The organism is Streptomyces sp. NBC_00285, assembly GCF_036174265.1.
Classification (GTDB): Bacteria; Actinomycetota; Actinomycetes; order Streptomycetales; family Streptomycetaceae; genus Streptomyces.
Genome location: NZ_CP108055.1, coordinates 2,262,742 through 2,277,528, shown reverse-complemented (window position 1 = coordinate 2,277,528; position 14,787 = coordinate 2,262,742). Strand labels below are relative to the sequence as shown.

General features: G+C 69.4%; 10 protein-coding genes. 7 read left to right on the top strand and 3 right to left on the bottom strand.

All coding sequences use genetic code 11. The features are described from left to right. Positions 1-229 precede the first annotated feature (229 nt). Complete coding sequence (locus tag OHT57_RS10380; protein ID WP_328745820.1) at positions 230-994, bottom strand: IclR family transcriptional regulator; 765 nt, start codon at positions 992-994, stop codon at positions 230-232. A gap of 285 nt (positions 995-1,279) precedes the next feature. Here OHT57_RS10380 and metH point away from each other — a divergent pair, with 285 nt between their 5' ends. The 4 genes from metH to OHT57_RS10360 all read left to right on the top strand — a co-directional run bounded on the left by metH (position 1,280) and on the right by OHT57_RS10360 (position 9,317). Further along, positions 1,280-4,795 (top strand): methionine synthase, encoded by a 3,516-nt coding sequence (gene metH, locus OHT57_RS10375; RefSeq protein ID WP_328745818.1) that lies wholly within the window; start codon positions 1,280-1,282, stop codon positions 4,793-4,795. A gap of 122 nt (positions 4,796-4,917) precedes the next feature. Further along, positions 4,918-5,616, top strand: coding sequence for an HAD family hydrolase (locus OHT57_RS10370; protein ID WP_328745817.1), 699 nt, complete (start codon positions 4,918-4,920; stop codon positions 5,614-5,616). Positions 5,617-6,050: 434 nt separating this feature from the next. Beyond that, positions 6,051-7,655, top strand: coding sequence for an ABC transporter substrate-binding protein (locus OHT57_RS10365; protein ID WP_328745816.1), 1,605 nt, complete (start codon positions 6,051-6,053; stop codon positions 7,653-7,655). Positions 7,656-7,736: 81 nt separating this feature from the next. Beyond that, entirely contained in the window at positions 7,737-9,317 is a 1,581-nt protein-coding gene (locus OHT57_RS10360) for an ABC transporter substrate-binding protein (RefSeq protein ID WP_328745815.1), read from the top strand. A gap of 91 nt (positions 9,318-9,408) precedes the next feature. Here OHT57_RS10360 and OHT57_RS10355 read toward each other — a convergent pair whose 3' ends face one another. Both OHT57_RS10355 and OHT57_RS10350 read right to left on the bottom strand, forming a co-directional pair. Continuing rightward, complete coding sequence (locus OHT57_RS10355; protein ID WP_328745814.1) at positions 9,409-10,080, bottom strand: response regulator transcription factor; 672 nt, start codon at positions 10,078-10,080, stop codon at positions 9,409-9,411. A gap of 14 nt (positions 10,081-10,094) precedes the next feature. Then, positions 10,095-11,072 (bottom strand): RecB family exonuclease, encoded by a 978-nt coding sequence (locus tag OHT57_RS10350; protein WP_328745813.1) that lies wholly within the window; start codon positions 11,070-11,072, stop codon positions 10,095-10,097. Between the two features lie 173 nt (positions 11,073-11,245). Here OHT57_RS10350 and OHT57_RS10345 point away from each other — a divergent pair, with 173 nt between their 5' ends. From OHT57_RS10345 to OHT57_RS10335, 3 genes are all read left to right on the top strand, one after another. Beyond that, positions 11,246-13,021, top strand: coding sequence for a site-2 protease family protein (locus tag OHT57_RS10345; protein ID WP_328745812.1), 1,776 nt, complete (start codon positions 11,246-11,248; stop codon positions 13,019-13,021). A 38-nt stretch (positions 13,022-13,059) separates the two neighbouring features. Next, the gene (locus OHT57_RS10340; RefSeq protein WP_328745811.1) at positions 13,060-13,962 is read left to right on the top strand and encodes a tRNA (adenine-N1)-methyltransferase; all 903 of its coding nucleotides are present in this window, start codon (positions 13,060-13,062) and stop codon (positions 13,960-13,962) included. A 218-nt stretch (positions 13,963-14,180) separates the two neighbouring features. Beyond that, entirely contained in the window at positions 14,181-14,759 is a 579-nt protein-coding gene (locus OHT57_RS10335; protein WP_328745810.1) for a hypothetical protein, read from the top strand. Positions 14,760-14,787: the final 28 nt, after the last annotated feature.

Below are 14,787 nucleotides of genomic sequence, written 5' to 3'. Positions count from 1 at the left end.
ATGGACGGGAGTCTTTCTCCGGCGTTACGTGCACGTCAAGAGCTGTGTTGCCTAAACCGCGATCGTTATTGATTGCGTGGGCTATCGATCTTGAGTTCGACACGCACGGCTGCCGCGCGGGCACTGTGCGTGCGGATCTGTGGGTTTGCCTTGTTTGTCGGCGTACAGACGAGGGCCGGCACGCCCGACGGACGTACCGGCCCTCTTGTGCTCGTCTGGAAGGCCCGGGTCAGAACCGCCCGGCACCCAGGTCCCGCGACACCGCGCGGGCGCAGTCCCGCACCGCCGCGATCAGCTCGGGACGCACCTCGCCGTCCCGGCACAGCCGCTCCACGGCCCCGGTGATGCCGACCGCACCGACGGGCATGCGCCGCCGGTCGTGGATGGGGGCGGCGACGGACGCGACGCCCTCCCAGGTCTCCTCGACGTCCGCCGCGTACCCACGCGCACGGGTGATGTCGAGGATCTGCTCGAAGTCGTCCAGCTCGCACACGGTCCGGTCGGTGAACACCTTGCGGTCGCTCTCCACAGCCTCGCTGTGCGCCACCGGGTCGTACGCGGAGAGCACCTTGCCCAGGGCCGTGCAGTGCAGGGGCTGCATGGCCCCGATCTCCAGCACCTGCCGGCTGTCGTCGGGCCGGAAGACGTGGTGCACGATCAGCACGCCCTGCTGGTGCAGGACGCCCAGGTGCACGCTCTCGCCGCTGGAGCGGGCCAGGTCGTCGGTCCACACCAGCGCACGCGCGCGCAGCTCGTGCACATCCAGGTAGGTGGTGCCCAGGCGCAGCAGCTCGGCGCCCAGCTGGTAGCGCCCGGACGCCTCGTCCTGCTCCACGAACCCCTCGTGCTGAAGGGTGCGCAGAATGCCGTGCGCGGTGCCCTTGGCGAGGCCCAGGGACGAGGCGATGTCCGACAGGCCGAGCCTCCGCTCGCCGCCCGCGAGGAGCCGCAGCATCGCGGCCGCCCGTTCGAGCGACTGGATGTTCCGTGCCATCGCAGTCCTGCCTCCGTCCCCTTCGACAACCGATTGTTACGGCGTCGCTGCCACTGTTCGGCAATGCCGAACACTACCGGTCCATGCCGACCTCCCGCTAATGGTCGGTCGTCAACTGTTGCGTCACTGGTATCCAGTCGGTGGCCCGCCCGCCACCCTCGTCCGTCCCGTGGACGTGCCGACCATACGGTGGCAGGCCCGGCTACCCTGGCGTGGTGCGCCCAGCGTGGGACGTCTCGCGGGCGCCGTGAAGCCGACAGCCGTCGCAACTGAGGGAGCCCTTTCATGGCCTCGTCGCCGCTGACCCCTTCCGCCGACAGCCGGACCCGTGTGTCCGCGCTCCGTCAGGCGCTCGCCACCAGAGTGGTGGTGGCCGACGGAGCGATGGGCACCATGCTGCAGGCCCAGGATCCGACGCTGGAGGACTTCGAGCAGCTGGAGGGCTGCAACGAGATCCTCAACGTCACCCGGCCCGACATCGTCCGTTCCGTCCACGACGCCTACTTCGCGGTGGGCGTGGACTGCGTCGAGACGAACACCTTCGGTTCCAACCACACGGCCGCGTCGGAGTACGACATCGCCGACCGTGTCCACGAGCTCTCCGAGGCGGGCGCCCGGATCGCCCGCGAGGTGGCCGACGAGTACACCGCCCGCGACGGCCGGCAGCGCTGGGTTCTCGGCTCGATCGGCCCCGGCACCAAGCTGCCCACCCTCGGCCACATCGACTACGCCACGATCCGCGACGGCTACCAGGCCAACGTCGAGGGCCTGCTCGCGGGCGGGGCGGACGCCCTGATCGTCGAGACCACGCAGGACCTGCTCCAGACGAAGGCCTCCGTCCTCGGCGCCCGGCGTGCGCTGGAGGCGACCGGCACCGACGTGCCGCTGGTGGTCTCGATGGCGTTCGAGACGACCGGCACGATGCTGCTGGGCTCGGAGATCGGTGCCGCGCTGACCGCGCTGGAGCCGCTGGGCATCGACATGATCGGCCTGAACTGCTCGACCGGCCCCGCCGAGATGAGCGAGCACCTGCGCTACCTCACCCGGCACTCCCGCATCCCACTGCTGTGCATGCCGAACGCCGGCCTGCCGATCCTCACCAAGGACGGCGCGCACTTCCCGCTCGACCCCGAGGGCCTGGCCGACGCCCAGGAGAACTTCGTCCGCGACTACGGCCTGTCCCTGATCGGCGGCTGCTGCGGTACGACCCCCGAACACCTGCGCCAGGTGGTCGACCGGGTCCGTGACCTCACGCCTTCCGAGCGCAGCCCGCGCCCGGAGCCGGGTGCCGCCTCCCTCTACCAGACGGTTCCGTTCCGTCAGGACACCTCGTATCTGGCGATCGGTGAGCGGACGAACGCGAACGGTTCGAAGAAGTTCCGTGAGGCGATGCTGGAGGCGCGCTGGGACGACTGTGTGGAGATGGCCCGCGACCAGATCCGCGAGGGCGCCCACATGCTGGACCTCTGCGTGGACTATGTGGGCCGTGACGGCGTCGCCGACATGAAGGAACTCGCCGGCCGGTTCGCCACCGCCTCCACCCTGCCGATCGTGCTGGACTCCACCGAAGTCCCCGTCGTCCGGGCCGGGTTGGAGATGCTCGGCGGGCGCGCGGTGATCAACTCGGTGAACTACGAGGACGGTGACGGTCCCGAGTCCCGGTTCGCGCAGGTCACCGCGCTGGCGCGGGAGCACGGCGCCGCGCTGATCGCGCTGACCATCGACGAGGAGGGCCAGGCCCGTACTCCGGAGCACAAGGTCGCCATCGCCGAGCGGCTGATCGAGGACCTGACGGGCAACTGGGGCATCCACGAGTCGGACATCCTCATCGACACCCTGACCTTCACCATCTGTACGGGTCAGGAGGAGTCCCGCAAGGACGGCGTGGCCACCATCGAGGCGATCCGTGAGCTCAAGCGTCGCCACCCGGACGTGCAGACCACCCTGGGCCTGTCGAACATCTCCTTCGGCCTGAACCCGGCCGCGCGGGTGCTGCTCAACTCGGTGTTCCTGGACGAGTGCACCAAGGCGGGGCTGGACTCGGCGATCGTGCACGCGTCGAAGATCCTGCCGATCGCCCGGTTCAGCGAGGAGGAGGTCCAGACCGCCCTCGACCTGATCCACGACCGCCGTGCCGAGGGCTACGACCCCCTGCAGAAGCTGATGGCCCTGTTCGAGGGTGCGACGACGAAGTCGTTGAAGGCGGGGCGGGCCGAGGAGCTGGCGGCGCTGCCGCTGGAGGAGCGTCTCAAGCGGCGGATCATCGACGGTGAGAAGAACGGCCTGGAGGCCGACCTGGACGAGGCGCTGGAGACCCGTCCGGCACTGGACATCGTCAACGAGATCCTGCTGGACGGCATGAAGGTCGTCGGTGAGCTGTTCGGCTCGGGGCAGATGCAGTTGCCGTTCGTGCTGCAGTCGGCCGAGGTGATGAAGACGGCGGTGGCTCATCTGGAGCCGCACATGGAGAAGTCCGACGCGGAGGGCAAGGGCACCATCGTCCTGGCGACGGTGCGCGGCGATGTGCACGACATCGGCAAGAACCTCGTCGACATCATCCTGTCCAACAACGGCTACAACGTGGTCAACCTCGGTATCAAGCAGCCGGTCTCGGCGATTTTGGAGGCGGCGGCCGAGCACCGTGCGGATGTGATCGGCATGTCGGGGCTGCTGGTGAAGTCCACGGTGATCATGAAGGAGAACCTGGAGGAGCTCAACCAGCGGGGCATGGCCGCCGACTTCCCGGTCATCCTGGGCGGAGCCGCCCTGACCCGGGCCTACGTCGAACAGGACCTGCACGAGATCTACGAGGGCGAAGTCCGCTACGCCCGCGACGCCTTCGAAGGCCTGCGCCTCATGGACGCCCTCATCGGCGTCAAGCGGGGCGTGCCCGGAGCCAAGCTGCCCGAGCTCAAGCAGCGCCGGGTGCGCGCCAGCGCCGTTCCCGTCGAGGAGGAGCGGCCCGAAGAGGGGCACGTTCGTTCCGACGTGGCCACCGACAACCCGGTCCCGACTCCGCCCTTCCGGGGCACCCGCGTCATCAAGGGCATCCAGCTCAAGGAGTACGCCTCCTGGCTCGACGAGGGCGCCCTGTTCAAGGGCCAGTGGGGACTCAAGCAGGCCCGCACCGGCGAGGGGCCGACGTACGAGGAGCTCGTCGACACCGAGGGCCGGCCGCGACTGCGCGGACTGCTCGACCAGCTGCAGACCGAGAACCTCCTCGAAGCCGCCGTCGTCTACGGCTACTTCCCCTGCGTCTCCAAGGACGACGACCTGATCATCCTGGACGAGCAGGGCAACGAACGCACCCGCTTCACCTTCCCCCGCCAGCGCCGCGGCCGCCGGCTCTGCCTGGCCGACTTCTTCCGCCCCGAGGAGTCAGGCGAGATCGACGTCGTCGGCTTCCAGGTCGTCACCGTCGGCTCCCGGATCGGTGAGCAGACCGCCAAGCTGTTCGAGGCGAACGCCTACCGCGACTACCTCGAACTGCACGGCCTGTCCGTCCAGTTGGCCGAGGCGCTCGCCGAGTACTGGCACGCGCGCGTGCGGTCCGAGCTCGGCTTCGCGGGCGAGGACCCCAGTGAGATCGAGGACATGTTCTCGCTGAAGTACCGCGGTGCCCGCTTCTCCCTCGGCTACGGCGCCTGCCCCAACCTGGAGGACCGCGCCAAGATCGCCGACATGCTCCAGCCCGAACGGATCGGCGTCCACCTCTCGGAGGAGTTCCAGCTCCACCCCGAGCAGTCCACCGACGCCATCGTCATCCACCACCCGGAGGCGAAGTACTTCAACGCCCGGTGAAACGCTCCTGAGTCATGACTCACCGAGCACACTGATCGGATAAGTCGTACACTGGTCGGTCCACTGGAGGCCGGTTCCCCGTGCGGGGGACCGGCCTGCTCGTCCCTCAAGGAGGTACGTGGATGACCAGCACGGTCCCCGCGCCCGTAACCCGAACGGCCGACGGCTCAGCACTTCAGGCCGTTCTCCTCGACATGGACGGCACTCTGGTGGACACCGAGGGCTTCTGGTGGGACGTCGAGGTCGACGTCTTCGCCCGCCTCGGCCACACCCTCGACGACTCCTGGCGCCATGTCGTGGTCGGCGGCCCCATGACCCGCAGCGCGGGCTTCCTGATCGAGGCCACCGGCGCCGACATCACCCTCGCCGAACTCAGCGTCCTGCTCAACGACGGCTTCGAGGACCGCATCGGCCGCCACCTGCCCCTGATGCCGGGCGCCCTGCGGCTGCTGGCCGAACTGTCCGCGCACCGGATCCCCACGGCCCTGGTCTCCGCGTCGCACCGGCGCATCATCGACCGTGTCCTCACGTCCCTCGGCCCCCAGCACTTCGCCCTCACGGTTGCCGGTGACGAGGTGTCCCGCACCAAGCCGTACCCCGACCCCTATCTGTTCGCCGCCGCCGGACTCGGTGCGGATCCGGCCAGATGTGCGGTCGTCGAGGACACCGCCACCGGTGTCGCCGCCGCCGAGGCCGCCGGCTGTCAGGTCGTGGCCGTACCCTCCGTGGCTCCCATCGCCCCGGCCCCCGGACGCACCGTCGTCAGCTCCCTCGAAGAGATCGACCTGACATTCCTGCGCGGTCTGATCACCCTTCGATGACGGAAATGCCTCGGGTGTTCACCCAGCGTGCAGCGCGGATAGCGCGGTAATTCCCCAGATCCCTGTCACGGGAATTCCAAGCCTGCCGGATGGCCGAATTCCGGTCGTCTCCCTCCCTATTACGGGTGTGACGTTCCCCACGCGGACGGACCTCGACAGCCGGGCGAGGCTGTGCCGGAGGCCCTGATTCCGGGCGCTTGGGCGTGCCCATGTGTCCCGTTTGATGGAAACCTGCACTAATCATTCCCCTGGCCGGTATTCGGTGCGTCCACACCCGGTTCCGCTGTGTGATGGAGGCCCAACTCCGGGGGCCGTGAACCCTCCTGCCGGTCCGGACTAACCTCCTGGTGAGAACATCGACCTCACCCCGTGATCCGCCGCACCACCCATGCATGCCGGTTACACGGACTCGACAGCTGTGGAGAAACTCGCGCATGAACCGCAAGACTTTGGTGCTGCCGGCCGTCATCGGTCTGCTCGCGCCGGTACTCGCCGCCTGCGGCGGGACCGACAGCGGCAGCGGCGGGAGCGATGCGATCGGCGTCGGCACCACGGACCGGTTCACCGCCACGAAGGACGCTCCCGCGCCGCTCGACCCCGCCTACGCCTACGACGTCGGCACCTGGAACGTCCTGCGCCAGACCGTGCAGACCCTGATGATCCAGCCCAAGGGCGACGGCGACCCCGTGCCCGAGGCCGCCCAGTCCTGCGGCTTCAGCGACAGCGGCAACGAACGCTACGTCTGCACCCTGCGCGACGGCCTCAAGTTCTCCAACGGCGACGCCATCACTGCGGCCGATGTGAAGTACTCCATCGACCGCGCCCTCGCCCTCAAGGCGGACTCCGGGGTCTTCGCCCTGCTGTCCACCATCGACACCGTCGAGACCAAGGGTGAGCGCCAGGTCATCTTCCACCTCAAGACCGCCGACGCCACCTTCCCGTACAAGCTGTCGACCCCGGTCGCCGGCATCGTCAACCCCGACGACTACGCGAAGGGCAAGCTCCGCGACGGCTTCGACATCGACGGCTCCGGCCCCTACACGATGAAGGCCGACGTCAAGAACGACGAGCTCGTCAACGCCGTGTTCACCAAGAACCCCAACTACAAGGGGTCGTTGAAGGTGAACAACGACAAGGTCGAACTGCGCTCCTTCGCGGACGCCGACGCGATGGGCACCGCCCTCACCAAGGGCGACATCGACCTCATCACCCGCACCATGTCGCCCGCGCAGATCCAGAAGCTCTCCAACGAGTCCGGCGGCGACGTCGACCTCGTCGAGATGGCCGGCCTGGAGATCCGCTACCTGGCCTTCAACACCGACGCCCCCTCGGTGAAGTCCCGTGCCGTACGCCAGGCGATGGCCCAGCTGATCAACCGCGGCGAACTCGTCTCCAAGGTCTACGGCACCCAGGCCCAGCCGCTCTTCTCCCTGGTCCCGGCCACCATCACCGGTCACGTCAACGCGTTCTTCAACAAGTACGGCGACCCGAGCCTCACCAAGGCCAAGTTCCTGCTGACCCAGGCCGGCATCACCACCCCGGTGAAAATGACCCTCCACTACACGACCGACCACTACGGCTCGGGCACCAAGGAGGAGTTCGAGGACCTCCAGAAGCAGCTCAACGGCAGCGGGCTCTTCGAGGTCAGCATCAAGGGCGCCCCCTGGGCCACCTTCCGCCCGGCGGAGAAGAAGGGCGACTACGACGTCTACGGCATGGGCTGGTTCCCGGACTTCCCCGACGCGGACAACTACCTCGCCCCGTTCCTCGACAAGGACAACTTCCTCGGCTCGCCCTACGACAACCCCAAGATCCGCAACAGCCTGATCCCGGACTCCCGTCGCGAGGCCGACCGCATCGCCGCGTCCGGAAGCCTGACCGAGATCCAGGACATCGTCGCCAACGACGTCCCCGTGCTGCCACTGTGGCAGGGCAACCAGTACGTCGCCGCACGCGACGACGTCACAGGCACCGCCTACGCGCTCAACTCCTCGTCCACGCTGCAGCTGTGGGAACTCGGCAAGGGTGTGAGCGGCTGACCCGGCCGGCGCCTTTCCCGCCCGGGGCCTGCGCGGACAGGTCCCGGGATTCCACAAGAATCGACGACAAGGCACTCGCACGTGAACAAGCGCATACAGTGGCCGGTCCTGCCGATCGTCGCGGGGCTGGCCACCGGCCTGCTGACCGGTTGCGGCGCGGATTCCGGTGACTCCGGTTCCGGCGGCTCCTCGGTGGTCGTGGGGATGTCCGACGACGTCCTCGCCACCGACCCGGCCTCCGGCTACGACCCCGGCTCCTGGCTGTTGTTCAACAACGTCTTCCAGTCGCTGCTCAGCTTCCCCAAGGGCGCCCCGGAACCGGAGCCCGACGCCGCCCAGAGCTGCAGGTTCACGGACACCAGGACCCAGGTGTACGCGTGCACGCTCAAGACCGGCCTCAAGTTCAGCAACGGCGACTCGCTCACCTCGCAGGACGTCAAGTTCTCCTTCGACCGCACGCTGAAGATCAACGACGACGCCGGTCCCGCGATCATGTTCCCGATGCTCGACAAGGTCGAGACCCCGGACGAGAAGACCATCGTCTTCACGCTGAACACACCGGACGCCACCTTCCCGAGCAAGATCGCCTCCGGTGCGGGTTCCATCGTCGACCACACGCAGTACGACGCCGACGGCCTGCGCAAGGACGGCGAGGCGGTCGGCTCCGGCCCCTACCGGCTCGACTCGTTCGGCGACGACCAGGCCGTGTTCTCCGTCAACGAGAACTACAAGGGCACCGCCGAGCCCCAGAACTCCGGCGTGACACTGAAGTTCTTCCACGGCGACCAGGCCGCCCTGAAGACCGCCCTCACCGACAAGAAGGTCGACATCGCCTACCGCGGCCTCACCGCGGGCGACATCACCGACATCGAGAACGCCTCGCCCGACTCCGGCATCGAGGTCGTCGAGGGCACCAGCGCCGAGGTCCAGCACCTCGTCTTCAACATGGACGACCCCGTCACCGGGAAACCGGGCGTCCGCAAGGCGATCGCCTACCTGCTCGACCGCGAAGCCCTCATCGACGACGTCTACCAGGGCACCGCGACCCCGCTCTACTCGATCATCCCGGCCGGTATCGCCGGCCACAACACGGCCTTCTTCGACACCTACGGCGCCGAGCCCTCCACGCCCCGGGCCGCCGCCGCCCTGGCCGCCGACGGCATCACCGGCAAGGTGAAGCTGACCCTGTGGTCGACACCGTCCCGCTACGGCCCGGCCACCGACCAGGAACTCAAGACGATCGCCCGACAGCTCAACGCCAGCGGTCTGTTCGACGCCGACGTGAAGTCCGTGGCCTTCGACCAGTATGAGAAGGACATCGCGGCCGGCAAGTACGGCGTCTACGTGAAGGGCTGGGTGCCCGACTACCCGGACGCCGACAACTTCACGGCCCCCTTCTTCGGCAAGGGCAACGTGCTCGACAACAACTACAGCAACACCAAGATCAGCGGCACGCTCATCCCGCAGACCGCCGCCCAGCCGGACCGCGCCGCCACCGACGACCCCTTCGCCACGCTCCAGGACATCGTCGCCAGGGACGTTCCCGTCCTGCCCGTCTGGCAGGCCAAGCAGTACGCCGTCGTCCGCGACGACGTCTACGGCCTGGAGTACTGCCTCGACGCCTCCACCGTGTTCCGCTTCTGGGAACTCAGCAAGGGCTGATCCGACGGCGGATCCGGTCCGCCGCCGCACACACGAAGAGGGCGCCCCCTGTCAGGAAGGGGACGCCCTCTTCGCTCACCGCCGCTGCCGGCTACTGCGCTCCGGGACGCACCAGACCGCTCTCGTACGCGTACACCGCGGCCTGCACCCGGTCCCGCAGCCCCAGTTTGGTCAGGACGTGACCGACATGCGTCTTCACGGTGGTCTCGCTGACGAACAGATCCGCTGCGACCTCGGCGTTGGACAGCCCGCGCGCCACCAGCTTCAGCACCTCGACCTCCCGGTCGGTGAGCGTGTGCAGCGTGTCGGGCACCGGCTCGTCACCGGACGGCAGATGCGTGGCGTACTTGTCGAGCAGCCGGCGCGTGATGCTCGGCGCGAGCATCGCCTCACCCGCCGCCACCACCCGGATCGCCTGCACGAGCTCGTTGGCCGGGGCGTCCTTGAGCAGGAACCCGCTGGCCCCCGCCCGCAGCGCCTCCACCACATACTCGTCGAGGTCGAAAGTGGTCAGCACCAACACCTTCGCCGGGCCGTCCCGCCCCGGCCCGGTGATCTGCCGGGTTGCCTCCACACCGTCCATCCGTGGCATACGGATGTCCATCAGGACCACGTCGGGCTGCAGAGCCCGCACCTGGTCCAGAGCCTGAAGGCCGTCTCCGGCCTCGCCCACGACCGCGAGATCCTGCTCGGCTTCCAGAATCATCCGGAAGCCGGTGCGCAGCAGCGGCTGGTCGTCGACCAGTAGGACGCGGATGGCCACGTAAGTCTCCTTCGCTAGTCCGGCCCCATTCTGCCCTGCGCAGCGCCCGCCGACTCGGCCGCCCTCACCGGCAGCGGATACGGCGGGGGAGTGCCGCCGAATTCCGGGCAGTGCTCCTGGTGGTCGCACCAGCCGCACAACTTGGTGGGACGGGGCCGCCACTCGCCCGTCTCCGTGGCCTCCCGGATCGCCTCCCACAGGGCCAGCAGCTTGCGCTCGACGCGCTCCAGGTCGGCGAGGACCGGGTCGTACGTCAGGACGTCACCGCTGCCGAGATAGACGAGCTGGAGCCGGCGAGGGATCACGTTCTTCAGGCGCCACACCACCAGGGCGTAGAACTTCATCTGGAACAACGCGCCCTCGGCGTACTCGGGCCGGGGCGCCTTGCCCGTCTTGTAGTCGACGATCCGCACCTCGCCGGTCGGCGCCACATCGACCCGGTCGATGATCCCGCGCAGCCTCAGCCCCGAGTCCAGCTCCGTCTCGACGAACATCTCCCGCTCGGCGGGCTCCAGCCGCGTCGGGTCCTCCAGCGTGAACCACCGCTCGACCAGCCGCTCCGCCTCACCGAGCCAGCGCGTCAGCCGCTCGCCGTCCGGATCGTCGGCGAACAGCTCGACCACCTCCGGGCGACTCTCCCTGAGCCGGTCCCACTGACCAGGGACGAGCGACTTGGCCTTCGGCGCGGTCCGCTCGGTGGCCGGCGCGTCGAAGAGCCGCTCGAGCACCGAGTGCACGAGGGTCCCCCGGGTCGCCGCCTCGCTCGGCTTCTCCGGCAGCCGGTCGATCACCCGGAACCGGTACAGCAGCGGGCACTGCATGAAGTCACTGGCCCGCGAGGGGGAGAGGGACGCGGGCGCCATGGCGGGCCGGGACACCTCACCGGCGCCCTCCACCACTGCCGCCGCCATCGGCTCGACCACGACCGGCTCTGCCGCCGCCCCCGGGTCTCCACTCGCGGTCTCCGCCGTGCCCTCGGTGCTCGTCTCCATGACCACAGACCATACGGCCCGCCACTGACAGTTACCCAGCCGCCGCCGTGACCGCAGCGACCCCGGGGAAACGCGGGGGTGCCGGGGCGGAACGCGTTGAGACCGCCGCATACCATCGACCCGAGACCCTTCCGCACGGCAGGCGCGGAAGACGCTTCGAACGAGGGGACATCGTGGACGAGAGCGGCGGGAGCGGGCAGCCGCGGTCCGGCACGGACAGGTCGGCCAAGCCCCACGCAGGGCCCACGGCCCAGACCACCGACCCCCACGACAACGGAACCCGGGCCACCACCACGAACACCGACCCCCCTACGGCCGACCAGCCCGCCACGGACCCGGGGAGCGGCACCGCCCCCGCGCAGGAACCGGCCGCCGCCAAGAATGCCGACCACGGAACCGACGGCCCCGCCGCGCCTACGGCCGACCAGCCCGCCACGGACCCGGGGAGCGGCACCGCCCCCGTGCAGGAACCGGCCGCCGATGACAATGCCGACCAGGCTCCGGCAGCCGCCGCCCCATCGCCGCCGGAGGCTCACGGAGCTCCGGAGGCGGGCTCGGCTCCCGGAGCCGACGACGACACCGGCGCGAGCCCGGCCGAGCCCGCGGCCGACGCCCCGGACGACGGCACCCGCACAGGCGAACGCACGGACGCAGAGCAGGACCCCGGCCGCCCCCGCAGCGACCACCGGCAACCCCCCGCCGAGCTCCGGAAACCCGAAGAGCACGGCACTGCCGACGACCACCGCACCCTCGCCCACTCCGGCGCGGCCCCCAAGAATCGCCCACCGCAGCAGCCACAGTCCCGCGGCGGACTGCTCATGGGCCGTCCCTTCGGTGTGCCCGTCTACGTCGCCCCCAGCTGGTTCCTCGTCGCCGCACTCATCACCTGGGTGTTCGGCGGCCAGCTGGACCGCGTGCTGCCGGAACTCGGCGCCGCCCGCTACCTCGTCGCCCTCTTCTTCGCGGTCGCCTTCTACGCCTCCGTCCTCGTCCACGAACTCGCCCACACCGTCGCGGCCCTCCGCTTCAAGCTCCCCGTGCGCCGCATCCAGCTCCAGTTCTTCGGCGGCGTCTCCGAGATCGAGAAGGAGGCCGAGACCCCCGGCCGGGAGTTCGTGCTGGCCTTCGTCGGCCCACTGCTCTCCCTCGTCCTCGCCGGCCTCTTCTACGTCGCCCTCCAGCCCGTCGAACCCGGCACCGTCCCCGCCGTCCTGCTCGGCGGCCTGATGATCTCCAACCTCATCGTGGCCGTCTTCAACCTCCTGCCCGGTCTCCCTCTCGACGGCGGACGCATGCTCCGCGCCGTCGTCTGGAAGATCACCGGCAGGCCCATGACCGGCACCATCGCCGCCGCCTGGGTCGGCCGCGCACTCGCCGTCTCCGTCCTCATCGGCCTCCCGCTGCTCACCCAGTCCGGAGCGCTCGGCACCACCGCCGAGGACAACGTCGGCATGGACACGGTGATGGACGCCCTGCTCGCCGCGATCCTCGCCGCGATCATCTGGACCGGCGCCGGCAACAGCCTCCGCGTGGCCCGACTGCGCGAACACCTCCCCGACCTGCGCGCCCGCACCCTCACCCGCCGCGCGGTCCCCGTCGAGACCGACACACCCCTGTCCGAGGCCCTGCGCCGCGCCAACGCCGCCGGCGCGCGCGCCCTGGTCGTCGTCGACGCCGAGGGCACCCCGCTCTCCCTCGTACGCGAGGCCGCCATCGTCGGCGTACCCGAACACCGCCGCCCCTGGGTCGCCGTCAGCGGCCTCGCCCAGGACCTCACCGACGGCATGCGCGTCTCGGCGGAGCTGGCCGGCGAGGACCTCCTGGACGCCCTGCGCGAGACCCCCGCGACCGAATACCTCGTCGTCGAGGAGAGCGGCGAGATCTACGGCGTGCTGTCCGCGGCCGACGTCGAGCGTGCCTTCGTGAAGGCCATGGCCAGACCGTCGTAGTGGTCGGTGGGCCCCACAAACCCCGGTAGGCTGTTCACATGTCCGAACCGACCGGTGCCGCCCGCAGGCGCGGGCCCTTCAAGGTCGGGGACCAGGTTCAGCTGACCGACCCCAAGGGCCGTCACTACACGTTCACGCTCGAAGAGGGAAAGAACTTTCACACCCACAAGGGTTCCTTCCCGCACGACGAGCTGATCGGCGCACCCGAGGGCAGCGTTGTCCGCACCACCGGTAACGTCGCCTATCTCGCGCTGCGCCCCCTGCTCCCCGACTACGTCCTGTCCATGCCCCGCGGCGCCGCCGTGGTCTACCCCAAGGACGCGGGGCAGATCCTCGCCTTCGCCGACATCTTCCCCGGCGCCCGCGTTGTGGAGGCCGGCGTCGGCTCCGGCTCGCTCAGCAGCTTCCTGCTGCGCGCCATCGGCGACCAGGGCATGCTGCACAGCTACGAGCGTCGCGAGGACTTCGCCGAGATCGCCCAGCAGAACGTCGAGCGCTACTTCGGCGGCCCGCACCCCGCCTGGCAGCTCACCGTCGGCGACCTCCAGGACAACCTGTCCGACACCGACGTCGACCGCGTCGTCCTCGACATGCTCGCCCCGTGGGAGTGCCTGGAGGCCGTCTCCAAGGCGCTCGTCCCCGGCGGCATCCTGTGCTGCTACGTCGCCACCACCACCCAGCTCGCCCGGACCGTCGAGTCCATCCGTGAGATCGGCTCCTTCAACGAGCCCACCTCCTGGGAATCGATGATCCGCAACTGGCACGTGGAGGGCCTGGCCGTCCGCCCGGACCACCGCATGATCGGCCACACCGGCTTCCTCCTCACCGCCCGCCGCCTCGCGGACGGCGTCGAGCCGCCCATGCGTCGCCGCCGCCCCTCCAAGGGCTCCTACGGCGAGGACTACACCGGCCCCAACGCCGACGGCGGCGGCGGTCGCTGACGTACCGCACACCCCCATCAACGCAACGGCGCCGCTGCCGCGTTCTCGGAAACCTCCGGAACACGGCAGCGGCGCCCTTGTGTTGACACCACGCCACAAAGCGAACAAACCCGACGGGCGGGCCCGTAGCCTCGGACCCCGCCGTTTCCCCGTCCTGTGACGTGTGGCACCATGCTGGCCACCCCCCACCGGCACAGCCCTCACAGGAGACGCTCCTAGTGCAGCAATCCGCCGTCCCGGAACTGGCACACACGTACACCCGCCCGATCCACTGGGTCGCGACCGCCACCGCCGTGGCGGGAGTCGTGGCCTTCTCCTCGGTCCTGCAGCCCAACCCGGCGACAGCCGCCCAGGCATCCGGCCCCGAAGCCCGGACCGCCCCGGTCGTCACGACGGCACCCGATCCCGCCGGCGTCCACTTCCCCATCGACTGCGGACCGGTCAAGGCGAAGGTGCAGAAACGGATCTCCGGAGACCTCGACGGCGACGGACGGCCGGAAACAGTCGTCGTGGTGCACTGCGACGCCGCCATGGGCACCCCGCCCGACGGCGTCTACGTCATCACGCGTGCAAAGAGCACCGGTGAACCCCGCGTCGTCGCCACCCTGCTGAGCCCAGGGACCCGCAACACCGTCACCGACTTCACGGTGAGCGACGGAGCCGTCCACGCGACCCTGCTCGGCTACTCCACGTCCGACGTACCGAGTTGCTGCCCGGACGTGACGGACAAGGCCGAGTGGCAGTGGAAGGACGGCGCGTTCGTCCGCTCCACCCCCGCGGGCACGCACACCGTCTGACCGAAGCGATCACAGCTGTGGCAAATCA